The sequence below is a fragment of the Desulfocicer vacuolatum DSM 3385 genome (assembly GCF_900176365.1).
GTDB classification, from domain to species: Bacteria; Desulfobacterota; Desulfobacteria; order Desulfobacterales; family Desulfobacteraceae; genus Desulfocicer; species Desulfocicer vacuolatum.
On record NZ_FWXY01000003.1, the window covers coordinates 1 to 19,370 of the forward strand.

At 47.3% G+C, this 19,370-nt stretch carries 16 protein-coding genes; all 16 read right to left on the reverse strand.

Features of this window, described 5'->3' with window-relative positions; translation table 11 throughout:
- Positions 1–621: 621 nt before the first annotated feature.
- Positions 622–1,668 (reverse strand): chorismate synthase, encoded by a 1,047-nt coding sequence (gene aroC, locus B9A32_RS03395; RefSeq protein ID WP_084066986.1) that lies wholly within the window; start codon positions 1,666–1,668, stop codon positions 622–624.
- Between the two features lie 16 nt (positions 1,669–1,684).
- A complete protein-coding gene (gene aroA / locus B9A32_RS03400) occupies positions 1,685–2,944 on the reverse strand; it encodes a 3-phosphoshikimate 1-carboxyvinyltransferase (RefSeq protein WP_084066987.1) in 1,260 nt (419 codons plus the stop codon).
- A complete protein-coding gene (aroE, locus tag B9A32_RS03405; RefSeq protein WP_232367024.1) occupies positions 2,941–3,759 on the reverse strand; it encodes a shikimate dehydrogenase in 819 nt (272 codons plus the stop codon). Before aroE ends, aroA begins: the two co-directional genes overlap by 4 nt.
- Positions 3,756–4,871, reverse strand: a complete 1,116-nt coding sequence (gene pheA / locus B9A32_RS03410) for a prephenate dehydratase (protein ID WP_084066988.1) — start codon at positions 4,869–4,871, stop codon at positions 3,756–3,758. The genes aroE and pheA overlap by 4 nt, the downstream gene beginning before the upstream one ends.
- 637 nt (positions 4,872–5,508) lie before the next feature.
- A complete protein-coding gene (locus tag B9A32_RS03415) occupies positions 5,509–6,738 on the reverse strand; it encodes a hemolysin family protein (RefSeq protein WP_084066989.1) in 1,230 nt (409 codons plus the stop codon).
- A 42-nt stretch (positions 6,739–6,780) separates the two neighbouring features.
- Positions 6,781–6,969 (reverse strand): hypothetical protein, encoded by a 189-nt coding sequence (locus tag B9A32_RS21525; protein ID WP_212637681.1) that lies wholly within the window; start codon positions 6,967–6,969, stop codon positions 6,781–6,783.
- A gap of 108 nt (positions 6,970–7,077) precedes the next feature.
- Complete coding sequence (locus tag B9A32_RS03420) at positions 7,078–7,854, reverse strand: amino acid ABC transporter ATP-binding protein (protein ID WP_084066990.1); 777 nt, start codon at positions 7,852–7,854, stop codon at positions 7,078–7,080.
- Positions 7,855–7,998: 144 nt separating this feature from the next.
- The gene (locus B9A32_RS03425) at positions 7,999–9,093 is read right to left on the reverse strand and encodes an amino acid ABC transporter permease (RefSeq protein WP_084066991.1); all 1,095 of its coding nucleotides are present in this window, start codon (positions 9,091–9,093) and stop codon (positions 7,999–8,001) included.
- Between the two features lie 5 nt (positions 9,094–9,098).
- Positions 9,099–10,271, reverse strand: a complete 1,173-nt coding sequence (locus tag B9A32_RS03430) for an amino acid ABC transporter permease (protein WP_084066992.1) — start codon at positions 10,269–10,271, stop codon at positions 9,099–9,101.
- Between the two features lie 201 nt (positions 10,272–10,472).
- Positions 10,473–11,492 (reverse strand): amino acid ABC transporter substrate-binding protein, encoded by a 1,020-nt coding sequence (locus B9A32_RS03435; protein WP_084066993.1) that lies wholly within the window; start codon positions 11,490–11,492, stop codon positions 10,473–10,475.
- Between the two features lie 435 nt (positions 11,493–11,927).
- Positions 11,928–13,139 carry a lipid-A-disaccharide synthase gene (locus B9A32_RS03440; protein WP_212637683.1) on the reverse strand — a complete coding sequence of 404 codons (1,212 nt, stop codon included), beginning with the start codon at positions 13,137–13,139 and terminating at the stop codon, positions 11,928–11,930.
- 59 nt (positions 13,140–13,198) lie between these two features.
- Entirely contained in the window at positions 13,199–14,014 is an 816-nt protein-coding gene (locus tag B9A32_RS03445) for an LpxI family protein (protein ID WP_084066995.1), read from the reverse strand.
- Entirely contained in the window at positions 14,015–14,785 is a 771-nt protein-coding gene (gene lpxA / locus B9A32_RS03450) for an acyl-ACP--UDP-N-acetylglucosamine O-acyltransferase (RefSeq protein ID WP_084066996.1), read from the reverse strand.
- Between the two features lie 3 nt (positions 14,786–14,788).
- Positions 14,789–15,841, reverse strand: coding sequence for a UDP-3-O-(3-hydroxymyristoyl)glucosamine N-acyltransferase (gene lpxD / locus B9A32_RS03455; protein ID WP_232367025.1), 1,053 nt, complete (start codon positions 15,839–15,841; stop codon positions 14,789–14,791).
- A complete protein-coding gene (locus tag B9A32_RS03460) occupies positions 15,838–16,371 on the reverse strand; it encodes an OmpH/Skp family outer membrane protein (protein WP_084066997.1) in 534 nt (177 codons plus the stop codon). Before B9A32_RS03460 ends, lpxD begins: the two co-directional genes overlap by 4 nt.
- 148 nt (positions 16,372–16,519) lie before the next feature.
- Positions 16,520–19,150, reverse strand: a complete 2,631-nt coding sequence (bamA, locus tag B9A32_RS03465) for an outer membrane protein assembly factor BamA (protein WP_084066998.1) — start codon at positions 19,148–19,150, stop codon at positions 16,520–16,522.
- Positions 19,151–19,370 lie beyond the last annotated feature (220 nt).

Sequence of the window (19,370 nt, forward strand, 5' to 3'; positions counted from 1 at the left end):
AATGAACAATTTTGTGCTTTCAACAATTCAAACTTGGAGTAAAAATAAATAAAAAACTACGAGATAAAACTCTCCATAAAAAAGGGGTTGACCCGAACCCACACGGACGAACCGTATTCCGGCCTCGACCTGCCCACAACGAAGCTTAAAATACGCCCTTGATTTGCGGACTATCTTTTTTTATGACTCGTCAGTCATAAGTTCTCCAGTTTGACGCCACACAATGTGTTTCTTTGAAATTGAACATATCCCATGTGGTATGAAAAATGAGAACTTCGGACTCATGAGTTTTTTATATACAATGCAGCCTCCAAGGCAACCTCAGCAGAGCCGCTCCCCCGACGGGCAATAGGAACCGGACAATTGAGCTGTCTACAGTTCCGGTCCGGGACCATTGCCCGTCGGGGGGGCGGCGGTATAATACCATTTAGCTCCGCGTCTACGACCCTATATTTGTTGTGTCCCACAGGAAATGCCCGCCGATAGCAATACTCCGTAAAACAAGGGTGTAGTTCAAGCTTTGTTGTGGGCAAAGCCGGATCAAAATACGGTCTGCCCGTGGCAGTTATAAAAAAAGGGTTAATGAATGACACGGCAAATAAAAAATTGCAGCATCTCTTCTTACACGCACCTCTGCCTTAATAAGTGATCGGCAATGACCAGGGCCAGCATGGCCCGGCACACCGGATTTATTCTTGGAATGGCAGAAATATCATGCCTGCCGGTGGTGGAAAGAGTGGTTTCTCCCCCATCTTGATCCACTGTTTGTTGAGGTTTACTAATGGAAGGAATGGGTTTTACATGCACCCTTGCCACAATGGGGTCGCCATTGGAAATACCGGCAAGTATGCCGCCACTGTTGTTAGAGGCAAACCCACCTACAGTAATGGGATCATTATTTTCATACCCTGTCAGGGTTGCAGCCCGACACCCGGCACCAATTTCCACAGCTTTCACCGCACCAATACTCATCAAAGCCTTTGCAATGTCAGCATCCAGTTTATCAAACACCGGATCACCCAGCCCTGCAGGTGCATTAATGGCTGTCACCCCCACCACACCGCCCAGGGAATCCCCCTGTTTTTTTACATATGAAATCCTGGTTTCCATTTTTTCAAGGGCAACGCTGTCCGGGCACTCCAAACGATTGGTAACAGGATCTGTATCCATTTTATCAATGGCCACCCCACCCAGGGCCAGGGTCATACTTTTAATGATAATCCCATGGGTATCCAATATCGCCTGGGCCACCGCACCGGCAGCCACCCTTGCCGCTGTCTCCCTGGCAGAGGCCCTGCCCCCTCCCCGCCAGTCCCGGACGCCATATTTTGCCTGATAGGTTATATCCCCGTGCCCGGGACGAAAGACTGCTGCATTCTTATGATAATCTCTGGATCTCGCGTCCCGGTTACGGATCATGATGCTGATGGGGGTTCCAGTGGTAACCCCTTCAAAAACACCGGAAAGGATTTCCGCCCTGTCCGGTTCTTTTCTTCGGGTGCTGGTGCTGCCTTTACCCGGTTTTCTTTTATCCAGGGCTTTTTGAAGAACGGCTTCATTCAATGTGATGCCCGGAGGACACCCCTGCACCACCACACCCAGGCCGGGACCATGGGATTCTCCCCAGGTGGACACTTGAAATACTTTTCCAAAACTGCTTCCTGCCATATTCTTCTCCTGTTACTTATAATTGATCAAAAATTTCCCAGAAGCCGGGAAAGGACTTGGCAACACACCCTTCATTCTCAATTAAAACCCCCTCCACCATAAGACCGATGACGGAAAAGGCCATGGCAATGCGGTGGTCGTTAAAGGTCTCAATGAGGCCGCCTTTCATGGAGGGGGTGCCTGTCACAGATAACCAGTCATCACCCTCCCGGGCATCCACACCCATTTTTTTTAATTGGGACACCACAACAGATATGCGATCACACTCCTTTTGCCGCAGATGGGAAATGTTGTTTATCTTTGTGGTACCTTTGGCAAAACAGGCCACTACAGCCAAGGTGGGAACCACATCGGGAATGTCAGCCATATCCACTTCCACGGCACAAAGGTCTTTTCCTGAAACAGTGATGCCATGGGCATCATATATCACCTCACAGCCCATCTGTTCCAAAATATCCAGCAATCGAATATCCCCCTGGAGGGAGGATTGATTAATATGGGCCACGCTGATCTTCTTACCTGACACGGCCCCCATGGCCCAGAAATAACTGGCATTGGAAAGATCCGGTTCCACCACAAATTCTCCAGGCACATAGGATTGCCCCCCCGGAACCTCATAGAGCATTTCATCCACACGCCGGGCTTTAACATTGAACTTTGCCATGATATCCATGGTTAAATCAATATAGGGTGCTGACACTGCAGGAGTTGGCAGGGAAATACACACTCCCTGCTCCAAAACCGCACCCATCATGAGCAAAGAAGAAAGGTACTGGCTGCTCTGGGAACAGTCAATGGTCATGCTCCCACCGGTTCTGTTGCCTCCCTGGATACGAACCGGTGGGCAGCCATTTCCCTTTTCTGACACGGCACGCACATCAATCATCTCCAAGGCAGCCAGAAGATCTCCCATGGGACGTTGTTGCATGCGCTGATCTCCGGTGAGCACATAGGGTGTTTGCCCCAAGGCAGCAATTCCTGCCAAAAGGCGCATGGAGGTTCCTGAATTTCCAAGATAAATGGGCTCTCCATGGGGAGATGGTACCCCATTAACCCCCTGCACAGTAACAGTACCGTCAGGGGCCAGGTCCATGGCGGCTCCCATGTGGATAAGGGCACTTCGTGTGAGGGACAGATCTTCACTGTCCAATAAATTCTTTACCGTGGATCTGCCATGGGCCAGGGCCGCACATATCATCATGCGGTGAGAAATACTTTTGGACCCCGGGATGGTTACGGTGCCATGGGATAGAATGCGTTTATTTATGGATTTCATTGATGTACCAAAGCCTCTATTATAGTGTTTCTCATTAATTCCAATGGGGGTTCCTCCCCAGTAAAAAGACAAAATTGACGGACACCCTGATGGATAAACATGGAAAGCCCGTCAACGGTTTTGCAGCCCGCGGCCCTGGCATCACAAAGCAGCCGGGTGTCAAGGGGATTGTAAACAATATCCATTACAATGGTATCCATGTGAAGTGCCGTTCCTTTCACCGGACTTAAATGGATAGCAGGCACCATGCCAAGGGGGGTGGTGTTGATGATAATATCTCCATGGGTACCTGTGAATTCCTCCCAGGGCACAAAGCTTCCCTTTACGTGATCGGCAAGGGCATTGCCCCTTTTTTCATTTCTGTTAACAATCACAACACGGCCCTTTTCCCTTGCAATACCAAAGGCCACGGCTCTGGCCGCTCCCCCGGCCCCCAGAATATAAACGGTCTTTCCGGAAAGAGAGATGATCTGTTTTAATGGATCCACAGCGCCGGCACAATCGGTGTTGTATCCCCATAGCTCACCATTGCGATTCACAACCGTATTCACCGCCCCAATCTCCCCGGCAACGGGGTCCACCCCATCAAGGTAATCCAAAATTTTCTCTTTAAAGGGAATGGTGATGGATGCGCCCTTTATATTCAAAGTTCTCATGGCTGCCATGCCCTGCCGGATATCATCAATGCCAAAGGCCATATACACGGCATTGACACGGCAGGTGTTAAACCAGGTGTTGTGCATCAACGGCCCCATGGAGTGGGCCACGGGATTGCCAAATACAGCATAAAGGTCGGTGGCAGTATCAGGTATCATTTTTCATAATCCTCCACAGCCGGTTGCCCCGCAGGGTAGGAGCCCAGGTTTTTAAGGTAGAGGCAGTGGGGCTTCATCTTGGCCACGGTGTCAAAAACGTTTTTATCCGCCATGTGACCTTCAAAGTCCATGAAAAAATAGTAACTCCAGTTCTGATGTCTGGTGGGCCGTGACTCCAGTTTAACCATGTTTAACCCGGCCAGTTTCACCGGTTCCAGGGCCATGAAAAGCGCCCCTGGAACGTGGGAAGTGGCAAACATGATAGAAGTTTTGTCATTGCCCGTGGGTTGTTTTTTCTCCCCGCCAATGGACAAAAACCGTGTAATATTACTCACATGATCTTCAATGCGGGATGCCACCACCTTAAGTCCGTAAATGTGAGCGGCCCTGCGGCTGGCAACGGCTGCCCCCTGGGGATTGTCCGCCACCAGAGCTGCTGCCCGGGAAGTGCTACTCACCTCCCGGGTTTCAATGCCCGGCATATTTTTTCTCAGCCATCCCCGGCACTGGGCCAGGGCCTGGGGATGAGAATAGATAGTCTTAATGGAAGCGATATCCCCGGAAAGAGACAACAAGTCATGGGAAATTCGCTGATAGTGCTCCGCAGTGATGGAGACATCAAATTCAGAAAAAAGGTCCAGGGTATGGTTCACCGCCCCTTCCATGGAATTTTCCACCGGGACCACCCCATAATTACAATTCTTTTTTTCAATCTCCATGAAAATATCTCTGATGCTTCCCTGCTCAATGAATCGACCGGAATGGCTGAACAGATTCAGGGCCGCAATGTGGGTATAACTGGCCACAGGCCCTAAAAAAGAAATTCGGTTGGCTTTCTGGATTTCCCGGGTGGCTGTCATGATCACATTGAACAGGTAACGCACCAGATCTTCAGTGGCCGGTCCCCCATTGAGACGGGCCAGACGTTCCAGCAGTCTTTTTTCCCGCCCCTGGTCCAGCACACCCGCCCCTTTTTCATCTTTAATAAGACCTATCTCCTTTCCAATCTGCAACCGCTTGTTAATCAGGTGCAAAATCTGAGCATCAATGCTGTCAATACCGGCTCTTAGTGATGAAAGGCGATCTTCAACATCTTTCTTTATTACATCCATGGCATAACTCCTTTTGTGGGTTAATTCTCCCCGGCCGCCATGCCCCACCCGATTTCCCGTTGTAAAATAAAAAAGGGCTGTACGAAACCAGATCTCCGCACACCCCTTTAAAATTAAAAAAGCCGCAGAGACCTTTTAAGGTCTGCTGCGGCTTTTAGTTGTTATTTTGTTATGTTACTCTTCAGCACACCGCCTGCAGACCGGTTCTAAAATAAAACCAGAAATAAAAAAAATATCTGTCTGCAAAAAAACCAAACATCGTGGATCAATCTCCCGGTGTAGTGCTGTTTTCATCATAAAAAGGTCTGCCCATGGCAGGTATATATTGAATATAGATATACACCCAGGACAGCTATGTCAAGATCTTTTTTTATATGAAAAGGTCGCCTTCAAGTTCACCTAAGGCAGAGCCCCCCCGGGGGGGTAGTAGGAATCGGCCAATCGAGCTATCTACAGTTCCGGCCGGGACCATTACCCCTCGGGGGGGCGGCATAATACCATTTGGCTCCGCGTCTACGACCCTATATTCGTTGTGTTCGGCAGGACATGCCCGTTATATGAAACACTCCACAAATCAGGGGGGATTTCAAGCTTCGTTGTGGGCGGGAGAGGTCAAAATACGGGTGGCCTGTGGCGGTTATAACTCTTTGAGAACAAACTTCCGAATACGATTGCCCTCCCGATCCTTAACCGTGGCAGTGTATTTTCCGATTTTAACACTTTCTCCCACCTTGGGAATCCGACCCAGTTTATCCAGAACAAATCCGGAAAAAGTATCATAGTCACTGGATTCAGGAATGGTAAGTTCCAGTTCTTTATTTATTTCATCAATTTCTGTCTTTCCCAGCACAATCCATTTTTGTCCCTTAAGAGTGACAATGTGAGGATCAATGCGGTCTGTTTCATCACTGATTTCCCCCACGATTTCCTCCAGCACATCTTCCATGGTGACAATACCACACACCCCGCCGTGCTCATCCACAACAATACCGATGTGAATTTTAATTCGTTTAAAGACATGCAAAAGTGAATCAAGTTTCTTTGAAACGGGTATAAAATAGGCGTCCCTCATGACTTCCCGGATATCCAAAGCACTCATGGAGTTTTCACAGGTATCATGATAACTTGCAAAAAGGTCCTTGATGTTCAATACCCCTATAATATTATCAATGTGCCCATCCATCACCGGAATACGGGTGAAGCCTGATTTTAAAATGGCTTTGATGTCCAGGGGATCATTGACGTCAATGGCATACATGTCAGCCCGGGGGGTCATGATTTCCGAAGCACTGGTGTCGTCAAATTCAAAAATATTGGAAATAAATTCTTTTTCTTCCTCTTTGATCTCTCCCTCTTCTTCCACCACCTCCACCATGGTCATTAACTCATCTTCGGTGACAGCAGGGGCACCATCCACGCTGCGAAGAAGTCTGGGAATAAAATTCAACACCAAGATCAAAGGATAAAACACCTTTGACATCCAGTACAAGGGAAAGATAACAATGCGGGAAACAAAAATATTATTCCGGGTGGCAAAGGATTTTGGAAAAATTTCCCCCACCACCAGAATAATCAAGGTCATAATACCTGTAGAAATGCCAACGGCATTGGATTGGAAATAGTCCATGGCAATGGCCGTTGCCAGGGAAGATGCACCAATATTTACAAGGTTATTTCCAATGAGAATGGTGGAAAGAAGCTTATGTGAATCTTGTTTCATCTTAACGATGACCTGGTCCACCCGCTTTCCCGCTTTGGCAAGATGAAGGGCTCTTATCCTGCTGATGGAAAATAAAGCGGTTTCGGCCGAGGAAAAAAAAGCTGAAAAGATTATGCAGATAAGCAAAAGTGTTAGCTGGCTGGTCATACCATCCTGATCAGGGGTTTCATATTAATTAATATTGCCTTTTTAAACTCGCCGGTCATATAACTGCCATGGGCAAATCCGGTTCCGCCCACAGCGAAGCATAAAAAAGCCGTCACTGTGAGTACCCAGTATCTGCTTTTTCATATAAACCGCCACGGGCGGACCGCATTCTGACCTCGCTCCGCCCACAACAAAGTTAGAAATACTCCCCTGGTTAACGGAGTATTTCATATAAAACGTCAACAAATGACAAAAATTTATATGCCAAAAGTTCTTACAAACAGCACAAAAAATCAACCTGCAAATTAAACTCCTATTAAGAATAAGGCAATACACCATTTAATCAAGTATCTGACTTAAGAAAAGTTTGGTCCGATCATGCTGGGGATTATCAAAAAAGGCCTGGGGGGTATTTCCCTCCACAATCTCGCCATAATCCATGAACAAAACCCGATGGGCCACACTTCTGGCAAATCCCATCTCATGGCTCACCACGATCATGGTCATGCCGTCATTGGCCAGACTGATCATCACATCCAGAACCTCTTTAACCATTTCAGGATCCAGAGCTGAAGTGGGCTCATCAAAAAGCATCACATTGGGCTTCATGCAAAGGCTTCTGGCAATGGCCACCCGCTGCTGCTGGCCCCCGGAAAGCTGTCCTGGATATTTTTTTGCCTGTTCGGCAATGCGCACCTTTTCAAGGTAGTACATGGCAGTATCTTCAGCCTCGGCCCGGGGGGTCTTTCTCACCCAGATGGGCCCCAGGGTTAAATTATCAAGGATGGTCAAGTGAGGAAAAAGATTAAAATGCTGGAACACCATCCCCACTTCCGCTCGAATTTTCTCAATATTTTTCAAATCATTGGTAAGTTCAATGCCGTCCACAACAATTTTACCCTTCTGATGTTCCTCAAGGCGATTAATGCACCGGATCAATGTGGATTTTCCAGATCCAGAAGGGCCGCAAATAACAATTCGTTCCTGCTTTTTAACCTGGAGCGTGATATTTTTCAGTACATGAAAGTCCCCATACCATTTATGCATGTCCGTGATCTGTATGATATCAGAGTTCTGCTCGACTTCAATATTTGCTGTCTGGGTATTTTCGTTCATGGGATTTATCCAATGTCTATGGTTATCATTTTTTTGAAATTAATTTAACTTGATAGGCGTTTTTTAAAAAACACAAAGAGCCACATTTTTTGCTAATTCTGTTATGGGCAGGGTAAAAAAACATACCCGGCTCCACCGTCTGGATCATAAGTCTGTGTTAAGTTCCTGCTCCAGTCTGCGACTGTAGTTGGACATAAAAAAACAGCATACAAAATAAATTAATGCCACAAAGATATAAGCCTCGGCGGAAAATCCCATCCATTTGGGATCAGACAGGGTGGACTGGGTGGTTTTTAACAGATCGTATAAGGCAATGATGACCACAAGGGAGGTGTCTTTAAATGCTGAAATTAAAATACTCACCGAAGGGGGAATGACAATTTTCAGGGCCTGGGGTAAAATAATCAAGCGCATGGTCTGGAAATAATTAAGCCCCAGCGCATCGGCTGCCTCGTACTGGCCTTTGTTCATTCCCTGGAGTCCCCCACGAACAACCTCTGCAATGTAAGCGGCGGTGAACATAATAATGGCCACCTGGGCCCGTAAAATGGCATTTACCGTAACCCCTTCCGGCAAAAAAAGGGGAAACACCACCGAGGACATGAACAAAAGACTGATCAAAGGTACCCCGCGTATCAATTCAATGTACACCACGCAAAGGGACTTGATCACCGGCATTTTGGACTGTCGTCCCAGGGCCAGAATAATACCCACAGGATATGCAGATGCAAGACCGAACACGGATAACAGAAGTGTCAAGGGCAAGCCACCCCATTGGGAACTCTCCACAGGGGTAAGTCCCGGAACCCCTCCTTTCATGAGAAGCCCCATGATGACAAGCGCCACACCCCAGAGATAAAGAAGTGATTTTTTCCAACGTTTACGATCCTGACTGTAAAAAAGCATGACCACCAGAATAATCATGGCCAAAAGGGGACGCCACTGGAGATCATGGGGGTAAAATCCAAAAATAATAAATCGCAAATTGGCTGGAATCACGGACCAGCACGCACCGTCAATATTACGACAGGCCATGTAATCAGTCATCCAGACGCTGTCCACAAAGGCCCATCTAACAAAAGGGGGAACGCTGATCCATAGAAGATATAGAACCCCAAGGGTTAAAAGAGAATTAAATGGACCGTTGAAAAGATTGGTGCGTACCCACCCAATGGCGCCCACACTGGTCACCGGGGGTTTCACCGTGGAGGTATCTTGCTGTTGGGAGTTATCTTCCATGATTCTTATCTTTCCACAAGTTTAATTTTCTTATTATACCAGTTCATGAATGCAGATGTGGACAGGCTGAAAAAAAGGTAAACAATCATGATCATGGCAACCCCTTCAATGGCCTGACCCGTCTGATTAATGGTGGTACCGGCCACGGAAACAAAGTCCGGATAGCCAATGGCCACGGCAAGGGAACTGTTTTTGGTAAGATTGAGCATCTGGCTTGTCAACGGAGGAATGATCACCCGCAGTGACTGGGGAAGAATCACCAGATTAAGCACCTGGCCCGGTTTGAGCCCAATGGAAAGAGCGGCCTCGGTCTGCCCTTTGCTCACGGCCTGAATTCCGGCCCGAACCACCTCTGCCACAAAGGCTGCGGTGTAAAGAACAAGTCCTAACAACAGGGCGGCAAACTCCGGGCTGACACTTACCCCACCCTTGAAATTAAAACCGGAAAGTCTGGGCGCATTCATTTCTGTGGGAGCGCCTCCCAACAACCATGCAGCAAGGGGTAATCCCAAAAACAGCAGTAAGGCGACCCTGAACACCGGAAATATATTTCCGGTGGCTTCCTGCCGCTTCTTTGCCCATCTTTTAAGAAAAAATACAATAACACAGGCCACCAGAAATGCCACGATCATATATCCATGGGCAGAATGCCACTTGGGAACCCCAAAAATCATTCCGCGATTGCATAAAAAAAGTCCGGTAAAGGGATTCAAGGCCTGTCGGGGGGATGGCAGCATCTCATAGAAAAAAGCATACCAGAAAAAAAGTTGAAGCAAAACCGGAATATCCTGGAACACTTCAATGTAAACAGCAGACAGTCTGGACACCAACCAGTTGGATGAAAGACGTGCCACCCCCAGTATGGTACCCAGAATCACTGTGAGCACAATGCCGATAAAAGAGACAATAAGGGTATTTAACACCCCCACCAGCAATGCTTTACCATAGGAGTCTGCGGCTGAATACGGAATCAGAGATTCTCCGATTTCAAAGGAGGCTTCCTTATCAATAAAGCCCAATCCCGTGGCAATGGATTGCCTTTCAAGGTTGGCAAGTGTGTTGCTGACAAGATAAAAAGCCAGCAGGCCCACCCCCACCATGACCACAAATTGATAAAAAAGTGCCAGTTTATCAGGATCACGAAAAAAGGAAGTTTTTTCAGAGGAGACGTTGTCCATGGCTACCTTTTGCAAAAAAACAATTTCTAAAGGGATGTTGCATTGGATGAGACCATGACATCTCAAATGATCAAGACGGAAATAGCCTCACCCAAAGCCTGCGGAAAATTAAACCGTGAAATAAAACCATCACACATCACAACAATATCTTCCGCACCACCCATAATAAAATTAATCGGTGGATTTAGTTTTCGTCAACGGCTATTTAAAAGGAGCAGAATAGAGCAGGCCACCGTTGGTCCACAGGGCATTGAGGCCCCGTTCAATCATGAGCGGGGTATCGGTTCCCACATTTCGCTCAAATACTTCACCGTAATTTCCCAGCTGTTTGACGATATTATAGGCAAATTTTTCGTCCAGCCCCAGGGCTTTTCCATTTCCCGGAGATACACCGAGAAACCGTTTTACCTTGGGATCCGTACTTTTTAATTTTTCGTCCACATTCTTAGACGTAATCCCAAGCTCTTCGGCATTTATCATGGCCAGTACAGAATAGTTAACAATGTCTTTCCACTGATTGTCCCCATGACGCACGGCAGGGGCAAGGGGTTCTTTGGAAATGACTTCGGGAAGGATAATATAGTCACCGGGGTTGGGAGCCACAGCCCGGGTACCGGCAAGCTGGGATGCGTCAGAAGTCAGACAGTCACAGCGACCGGCAAAAAAAGCCTTGGCAAGTTCTGCCGTATTTTCAATGACCACAGGGTTCATTTTCATGCCGTTGGCCCGGAAAAAATCAGCCACATTCTGTTCAGTGGTGGTTCCGGGAAGTACACAAACCGATGCACCGTCAAGTTCTTTGGCGCTTTTGACTCCCAGTTTTTTATGGATAAGAAATCCCTGGCCGTCATAGTAGTTAACCTGGCAAAAATCAAGCCCCAGGGCCGTATCTCGACTCAGGGTCTGGGTGCAGTTCCGGGTGAGGACATCAATTTCGCCGGATTGAAGCGCAGTAAAACGTGTTTTGGCAGTGAGCGGGGTAAACTTGACTTTGGAGGCATCTCCAAATACAGCCGCGGCAACAGCCCTTGCAGTATCCACATCCAAGCCCTTCCACTCTCCTTTTTCATCGGGCTTGCCAAATCCAAACAGGTCGCCATTGACCCCTGCCTGGATATAGCCCTTGGCCTTTACATCGTCAAGGGTTCCTGCCATTACAGTGGCAGATGAGATAAAGATAAATGTGAGAATGAGGGTCAAACAGATTTTAAACAATTTCATTGATGCTTCCTCCCTATGGGTTTAACTTAAAAGAACTGCCATGGGCAGTTTTCGTATTACACCTATGGTTAGCCACAACTTAAAAATGTTTCTTGTTTTACCTGGATTTTCATATAACCGCCACGGGCGGACCGCATTCTGACCTCGCTCCGCCCACAACAAAGCTTGAAATACACATCTGGTTTGCGGAGTATTTCATATAAAACCGCCACGGGCGGACATCATTCTGGGAGCAGCTCCGCCCAGAACATGCGATATCGAGTAATGGAAATAATGGATTAATCAAACGTTATTTATTTATGTCAATTCTCTTTAAGCCTGTCAAGGCTTTACAGAAATTCCAATGCTTACTGTACGGGATTGAGTATCGCGTATATAACCGCCACAGGCGGACCTTATTTTGAGCCGAATCAGAATACGGCCCGCCCGTAGCGGTTATTTACAATTGCAATGTTGTTTTACCATATCAAAGGCAAGGGCCGCCACCCGCTGGGAAGCCCCTTTCCCCCCCAGCAAAGCGGGAAGCATCTCCAGACGCTTTTCCATGGCACCGCGTACAGAGTCATTCAAAATAGATATGACCTTCTCACTGATTTTTTCCGGAGTGGCATCCCCCTGGAGCAGCTCGGGCATGACTTGTTGACCAAAAATAATATTGGCAAGTCCAACATACTCTATTTTGACGAACAATCGGGCAAGAAAATAACTCATCCAGGACATTTTATATACGATAATAGTGGGCACCCGGAAAAGAGCCGCCTCCAGAGAAACTGTCCCCGATGCCGCAATGACAACATGGGCCGAGGAAAGTATGGCAGAGACATTTCCGTGGAAAACCTGGAACAGATCCTTGGTATTTATATGAAAATTCCGGCAACCCGGACAGGTTTTCAAGTTTTGTTGCGGGCAAGCCAAAGAGCAATGGGAGATCTGACCGTGGCTGTTATAGTGGTTTAAAATGGAATTAAACCGATCCATATCAACATTGGTGGCACAGGAAATTAAAAATCGAACCCCGGGTATACGCTGTTTTATTTTCAAGGAAGCATTAAGAAGGATTTCAAGAAGCGCATCAATTTCGCTGTTTCTCGATCCGGGCAATAGCGCTATGGTAAAAACCTCATCCCCGGACTTCAAAGCAGGGAGAAGTCCGGGATCATGGCAATCCAGAAGGGGATGCCCCACAAAGGTGTGGGGAATTTTCCATTTCCGATAAAGGGGAGCTTCAAAGGGGAAAATCAATGCCACATGGTCCACGTATTTTTTTATCTTTTTAAGACGGGACATTTTCCAGGCCCATACCTTGGGGGAGATATAGTAAAGAACAGGTATCCCCATGGGCCTGGCTGCGGCAGCCATTTTCAAATTAAATCCCGGATAATCAATGAGAATCAGCAAATCCGGTGAACATCGCGCCAGCTGATCTTTCATGCCCCGAAACACCCTGGCAATGGTCTGCATCTTCAGCAGCACCTCGGTGACGCCCATGACAGACAGATCCCGAATATGAAACAGCAATTTCATACCGGCCCGGGCCATGGTATCCCCGCCAATACCGAGAATCTCTGTTTTTGGCGCCCTTTGTTTCAAAGCCTTGACAAGGTTGGCCCCATGGAGATCCCCCGAAGGTTCTCCGGCAATAATCATGATTTTTCCAGGTTGGCCCTGCCCATGGGAAAGGTAATTTCCGGGGATATTCATCATGTTTAAAAGTCCTCTTCACCCATGGCCACAATGGAAATGCCTTTTTCATCGGCCAGATCAATCATTTCCCGGCGGTCAAAGGAGAGGCTTTTTCCCGCCTCCAGCACCAAAACATCAACACCGGACTTCACCATGGCCAAAATGGTTCGAACCCCGGACGAAGGAAGATCAAATCTCAAATCCTGCCCGGGTTTGCATCGTTTCACCACCACAGCCCCCCCCCGGCTTAGAGAACCTCCCCGGCCAATGGTGGCATCTGTGCCGTCTGCGGCCTCCACGGCAAGCACTGTGCCGTTGGATACCACCACACATTGCCCAATGTCCAGACGACCAATTTCCCCTGCAATGTGCCACCCGGTCTCAATATCCTTTTTAGCGGCCCGTCCCGGTTTTTTCCGGGTCCAGCATCCTTTGGGCGAAATAAGATCCGGCAGCAGCATGGTGGAAGGACAAATGGTGATGCCCTCTTTTCCCAAAAGATCGGCAAAGGCTCTCATGATCCCGTCGTCGTGGGTGTGTCCCATGGTGGCAATAAAAGCCAGGGCCTTGAGATCCGGCTTGATATCGGTGAATATTCGTGTTTTTTTTACAGTTCCCAACATAACGGCCCGGGTAACCCCCCTGCGTTGAAAAAATTTCAATAGCTTGGTTACCTGGCCCAGATGAAGCCATTGAATGGAATCTACATGCTCCTCAAGGGATAAAGATGCCTCATTTATATAGGCTGCGGCATGCACAGCAATCCCCTTTTCCTTTGCCCGCCGGGCAAACAACATGGGAAACTGCCCTCCACCTGCAATGAGACCGATGGATTCCATTTATCGTGTCACACCCCGGCTGGAACTTTCAATGAACTGAATAAAATTAACCACCTCCGGCACCTGTTCCACTTCGGCCCGCACCCTTTCTGAAGCCTGTTTTACAGTGAGACCAATGCGAAACACAATGCGATAGGCTTTTTTCAGACTTCTCAAGGTGGATTTGGAAAACGCTTTGCGCTTAAGGCCAACGTTATTCAACCCATGGAGAGTGGCCCGATCCCCGGCGGCAATAACATAGGGGGGGATATCCTTTACCACTGCGGATTTACCGCCAATGTAGGCATGGTCCCCGATTTTCACAAACTGATGGATGGCAACAAGCCCCCCGACAGTAACATTATCCCCCAGTTCAATGTGGCCTGCCAGGGTGGCATTATTGGCCAAAATCACTTGTTTTCCGGTTTTACAGTCATGGGCGATATGGGTATAAGCCATTAAATAATTTTCTTCTCCCACCTCGGTGTAGCCCCCGCCAAAGGCGGTTCCCCGGTTAATGGTGGCAAACTCTCTGATAATGGTGCCCCGACCGATTTTAAGATAGGTTTTTTCCCCATGATATTTTAAATCCTGGGGGGCAGCCCCAATGGAGGCATACTGGAAAATACGACACTCCGGCCCCACTTGAACATATTCGTCAATGATGGTGTAGGGACCGATTTCAGTGCCGGCCCCAATGGTAACATTTCCCTTGACAATGGCATAGGGACCGATGGTCACATCCGGACCGATTTCAGCGTCGGCATCAATGATGGCCGTGGGATGAATCATGAATTACTCCGTTTCAATACGCTTTTCAATGGCTTTTATTTTTCGTTCCAGGGAAAGCAGCAATTTTCTCATTTCAGGGAGACGGGGAAGAATGCGTCCCACCTTTAACCAGTTTTTGTGGGGCATCTCCGGCATGCCGGACACAATTTCACCCGGAGGAACATCTCTTGTTACACCGGCACCTGGCCCCACAATGGCACCGTCACCCACATTAAGATGGCCGGAAACACCTGCTTTTCCGGCTATGATGACATTACGGCCAAGGGTACTGCTTCCTGCAATACCTGTCTGGGCCACCAGCAGGGTATGGGGTCCAATGGTGACATTGTGGGCAATGTGCACCTGATTATCTGTCTTTACTCCCTGCCCCACCCAGGTGCGCCCCATGGTACCCCTGTCAATGGTATTACAGGCTCCGATCTCCACATTGTCATCAATCTGGACAAATCCGGCATGGACAATTTTTTCATGCCCTTGACCGTCCGTGGTAAATCCAAACCCGTCACTTCCGATCACTGTGCCGGAATGAATGAGCACATTTTTGCCAATGCAGGAGCGTTCCATGATGGTGACATTGGGTTTGATAACCGTATCATCCCCAATGCACACCCCATCTCCGATGAACACCCCCGGCATGATCCACACCCGGTGTCCCAGGGTGACATCATCACCGATGAAAACATGGGAAGATATCACCGGATCTTTTCCACAGTTAAAATTCTGGCCTGTAACCGCCAGGGAAGAACAACCGGATAACGGTCTTTTTTCCGGATAAAACCATGAAAGCATCTTAAAAAAAAACTGTTTCGGGTGCTCACACACAATAAAGGTGGCTTCCATTGATTCCAGAAAAGAGATATCAAGGGTTTCCGGAACCATTACGGCCCCGGCCCCTGCGGTTTTCAATTGTTTAATCCATGAAGCATCCACGGCAAAGGCAAGATCCCGGGGACCTGCCTGGTCAAAGGGGGCCACTGCGTGTATCAGCCGGGTGGGGTCCCCCACCACAACGGCATTGAATCTGTCAGCGATATTTTGAACTGAAATGGCCATCATTTTGCAGATGCAGCCTTTTTGTTATACGCCTTTATCAACTCATCCGTAATATCAATGGCATCGTTGTAATACATCACGCCGCCCTCATTGGTTTCAAGAATGAGATCATATCCCTTTTTCTTGCCCAATTCTGCTGCAAGGGTCAGCACCTCTGTTTTGATTTTATTAAAATGGCGGGCCTGGATCTGTTTAAACTCCTTGAGGTAACCGGCTTTCAGGGTTTTATAGTCATTGGCCTTAATGCGAAATTCTCTTTGTTTCTGTTCGCTCTTATCCTTGCCCATGACCAGGGCCTCCCGCTCAAGGGTCTTTTGCAGGGCCATGAGTTCTTCTTCCTTCTGCTTTACAGTGGCCTCCATCTCTTTGCCCTTTTTATTCATCTCCGCACTGGCCATTTTTCCCGGGCTTGAGGTGGACAATACTTTTTGGAAATTAACCACCCCTATTTTCACTCCGGCAGCCATGGATGTACCAATAGATCCCACAATAAAAAGCATTGCCATAAAAATCACTACACTGATCTTTTTCATATAAAAAAATCTCCACTATTAAATTGTTATTTCATATAACCGCCACGGGCAGGCCCTATTCTGATCCGGCTCTGCCCACAACAAAGCTTGAAATACACCTCTGATTTGAGGAGTATTTCATATAAAAACAAGCATCTCGGTTATAAATTTAAAAAGTTCCACCCATGGAAAACTCCCAACGTCCCCCACTGTACTCATTACCATTGAGAATGCTGCCGTATTCAATGCGAATGGGTCCCATGGGAGAATACCACCTGATCCCCCCGCCAAAACTGGTATAAAGATCTTCTATCTTGATATCCTCACTTTTTTCATAGACATCCCCTGCATCGTAAAAGAAGACCCCCACAAGCTTCATTTCCTCAATGATGGGAAAAGTAACCTCGGCATTGAACTGAAGAAATTTTTCTCCGCCCCGCTCTTCGGTCTCGCCCTTTGGGGTGGCATTGATGTCCTGCCAGTCATACCCCCGGACAGAATTGATTCCGCCCAGATAAAACCGTTCATAATCAATGTCAATATCAGCATCGGAACGGTCATCCAGAAATCCTCCCCGGCCATGGAGAAATCCGGTGAACTTCCAGAACAGAGGATAATACCAGCCGGTTTCAACAATGTACTTTGTGAAATCAATTTCTCCCCCAAGCCAGTCTCCGGCATATTCAACGGAAATGCTGTGTTCTGATCCCTTTGTGGGGTTAAAGGCCTTGTTTCTGGAATCATAGCGCAAGGAAGTAGTGATACTGCTGGTCACATAGTTACCGGCATCCACATCGGTGTAATCCTCATCCACATTTTCAATGGTAAAATCTTCATATCCGTACTTAATCCCCAGGGAGGTGTAATCAAAAATTTTGTATCCAAAGCGCAATGCCCCTCCGGTGCTCTCCTTGTCATAATAATCGTACTCATAATCCCATTTATAGAGATCAATTCCCGCAGATAAAGGAATATCAAACAGCCAGGGTTCGGTGAAACTGAAGGTATATTTTGTGGAAGAAGCAGACACTTCAGCCTTCAGGGATGTGATCTGCCCCTTGCCCAGAAAATTACGTTCGGACACAGAAATCATCCCAAAAATTTTATCTTCACTGCTGTATCCACCACCAAAGCTGAAGGCTCCGGTTGATTTTTCTGTGATATCCACATTGAGGTTTACCTTGTCTTCGGCACTTCCCCGGGTGGGTTTAATCTCCACATTTTCAAAATAATCAATGCGTCTTAAATTTGCGGTGCTTCTCTGGATTCCTGACAAAGAGTAAAGATCCTGCTCATGGACAGTGATTTGACGCCGGATCACCTTATCCCGGGTTTTGGTATTCCCGCTGATTTGAATCCGTTCAAAGTAAACAGGGTCTCCTTTTTGTATATCAAAAAGGATATTGACCTTTTTTGTTTCAATGTCCCTGGCAATGGAGGGGCGGACATCGGCATTGGCAAAGCCTTTATCTGCATAACGATCTGCCAGGGAAAGCATGTTGGCACGAAGGGTATCCCTGGAATATAAATCATCGGTTTCAAGGGTAAGTCCGTCCACGAGCTCATCCTGGGAAAAAATCAAATCCCCCTTAAAGGCCACTTCACCAATGTGAAACTGAGCCCCTTCCTGGATTTTAAATTTAACTGTAATCCCCTCTTTTTCAAAGGTAATTTCAGGATCAGACACCCGGGCATCGATAAAGCCGTTGTTTTTATAAAAGGCTTCCATACGGTACACATCCTGGCCCAGCTCATTTCTGTCCAAATCCCCCGAGGAGGTGATCCAGGACCAGAAGCCCCTTTCACTGGTTTTAATATGCTTTAAAATTTCTTTACGGCTGAAAAATTCATTCCCTTCCAGCACCAGGGTTTCAATGCGAAGTTTCTTTCCCTCTTTGATGGTAAAGATGACATCTGCCTGATTGTTTTCAAGCAACTTTGGCTCATACTTGATTTCACAATTGTGATAATTTTTATCCGTATACAGAGTCTCAATGGCTGCCACATCAGCCTTTAGTTTATAAATATTTAAAATGGAGCCGGTGCTGGTGGAGATTACATCAAAAAGCTCCTGCTCCTCATAGATTCTATTTCCCTGGAATTTAACCTTACGGACACTGGGTTTTTCCTCAACGGAGTAGATAATTTCAAGGCCGTTGTCATAATCCTGTCGTTCAATGCGGACGTCATTGAAATACCCCATGCCGTAAATGGCCTTAAGATCACTGTTCAGGCGTTCCGGGCTGTAGATATCCCCTTTGGCAGAGTGTATCATTTTCAAAATGGCATCTGATTCTATGCGAATATTGCCTTTGACACTGATTTTCTCAATGAGCTTTCGGTTAAAAATCTCCCCGGAAATTTCAGTGCTCAATGCATTTACAGCGGAAAAAAGATTTTCCACCCCCTGGGCTTCGGCAAAAAAAGGCACAGGGTCGGTACCGGCAATGATATCCTTTACCTTCATATCCATGCTTATTTTTTCACCGGCAATAAACACCGTTCCCCACAACAGATAATCCATTCCATGGCTGACGCCCATGGCTTGCAGGGAAGAAAGTGCCATCAAAGTCACATCATCCTGGAGCTCCATGGAAGTCACCATGGCTCCTTCAGCAATGAGATTGTCTGAAATCATTGAAAAAATACGGTGTCCAAGCGGACCGGTATCCCCGGCTGCCAGCATTTTCAAGGGAAACATTCCGACACTCTTTTTTTCAGCCCCCATGGTATTGACCGGTAACAGTGCCACTGCAATCAATATCATCCCAACGACCGCTTTTGATATCCATGTCTTCATGATGTCACATCCATTCTTTTTTTTTATATGAAATACTCCGTAAATGAGGGGTGTATTTCAAGCTTTGTTGTGGGCAGAACCGGGGCAGAATAAGGTCTGCTCATGGCAGTTATATGAAATACCCCGCAAACCCGGGGAATATTTCTACCTTTGTTGTGGGCGGAACGAGGCCAGAATACGGTCCGCCCGTGGCGGTTTATATGAAATACTCCGATCCCGG

Excerpts from the sequence above, each read along its gene's own strand:
- B9A32_RS03445 (WP_084066995.1), bottom strand. The coding sequence starts at position 14,014 with ATGGAATCCATCGGTCTCATTGCAGGTGGAGGGCAGTTTCCCATGTTG.
- B9A32_RS03420 (WP_084066990.1), bottom strand. The coding sequence starts at position 7,854 with ATGAACGAAAATACCCAGACAGCAAATATTGAAGTCGAGCAGAACTCT.
- B9A32_RS03460 (WP_084066997.1), bottom strand. The coding sequence starts at position 16,371 with ATGAAAAAGATCAGTGTAGTGATTTTTATGGCAATGCTTTTTATTGTG.
- aroA (WP_084066987.1), bottom strand. The coding sequence starts at position 2,944 with ATGAAATCCATAAATAAACGCATTCTATCCCATGGCACCGTAACCATC.
- B9A32_RS03440 (WP_212637683.1), bottom strand. The coding sequence starts at position 13,139 with ATGATTATTGCCGGAGAACCTTCGGGGGATCTCCATGGGGCCAACCTT.
- B9A32_RS21525 (WP_212637681.1), bottom strand. The coding sequence starts at position 6,969 with ATGAAATACTCCGTTAACCAGGGGAGTATTTCTAACTTTGTTGTGGGC.
- B9A32_RS03415 (WP_084066989.1), bottom strand. The coding sequence starts at position 6,738 with ATGACCAGCCAGCTAACACTTTTGCTTATCTGCATAATCTTTTCAGCT.
- pheA (WP_084066988.1), bottom strand. The coding sequence starts at position 4,871 with ATGGATGTAATAAAGAAAGATGTTGAAGATCGCCTTTCATCACTAAGA.
- B9A32_RS03435 (WP_084066993.1), bottom strand. The coding sequence starts at position 11,492 with ATGAAATTGTTTAAAATCTGTTTGACCCTCATTCTCACATTTATCTTT.
- aroC (WP_084066986.1), bottom strand. The coding sequence starts at position 1,668 with ATGGCAGGAAGCAGTTTTGGAAAAGTATTTCAAGTGTCCACCTGGGGA.
- aroE (WP_232367024.1), bottom strand. The coding sequence starts at position 3,759 with ATGATACCTGATACTGCCACCGACCTTTATGCTGTATTTGGCAATCCC.
- B9A32_RS03425 (WP_084066991.1), bottom strand. The coding sequence starts at position 9,093 with ATGGAAGATAACTCCCAACAGCAAGATACCTCCACGGTGAAACCCCCG.
- lpxD (WP_232367025.1), bottom strand. The coding sequence starts at position 15,841 with ATGATGGCCATTTCAGTTCAAAATATCGCTGACAGATTCAATGCCGTT.
- lpxA (WP_084066996.1), bottom strand. The coding sequence starts at position 14,785 with ATGATTCATCCCACGGCCATCATTGATGCCGACGCTGAAATCGGTCCG.
- B9A32_RS03430 (WP_084066992.1), bottom strand. The coding sequence starts at position 10,271 with ATGGACAACGTCTCCTCTGAAAAAACTTCCTTTTTTCGTGATCCTGAT.
- bamA (WP_084066998.1), bottom strand. The coding sequence starts at position 19,150 with ATGAAGACATGGATATCAAAAGCGGTCGTTGGGATGATATTGATTGCA.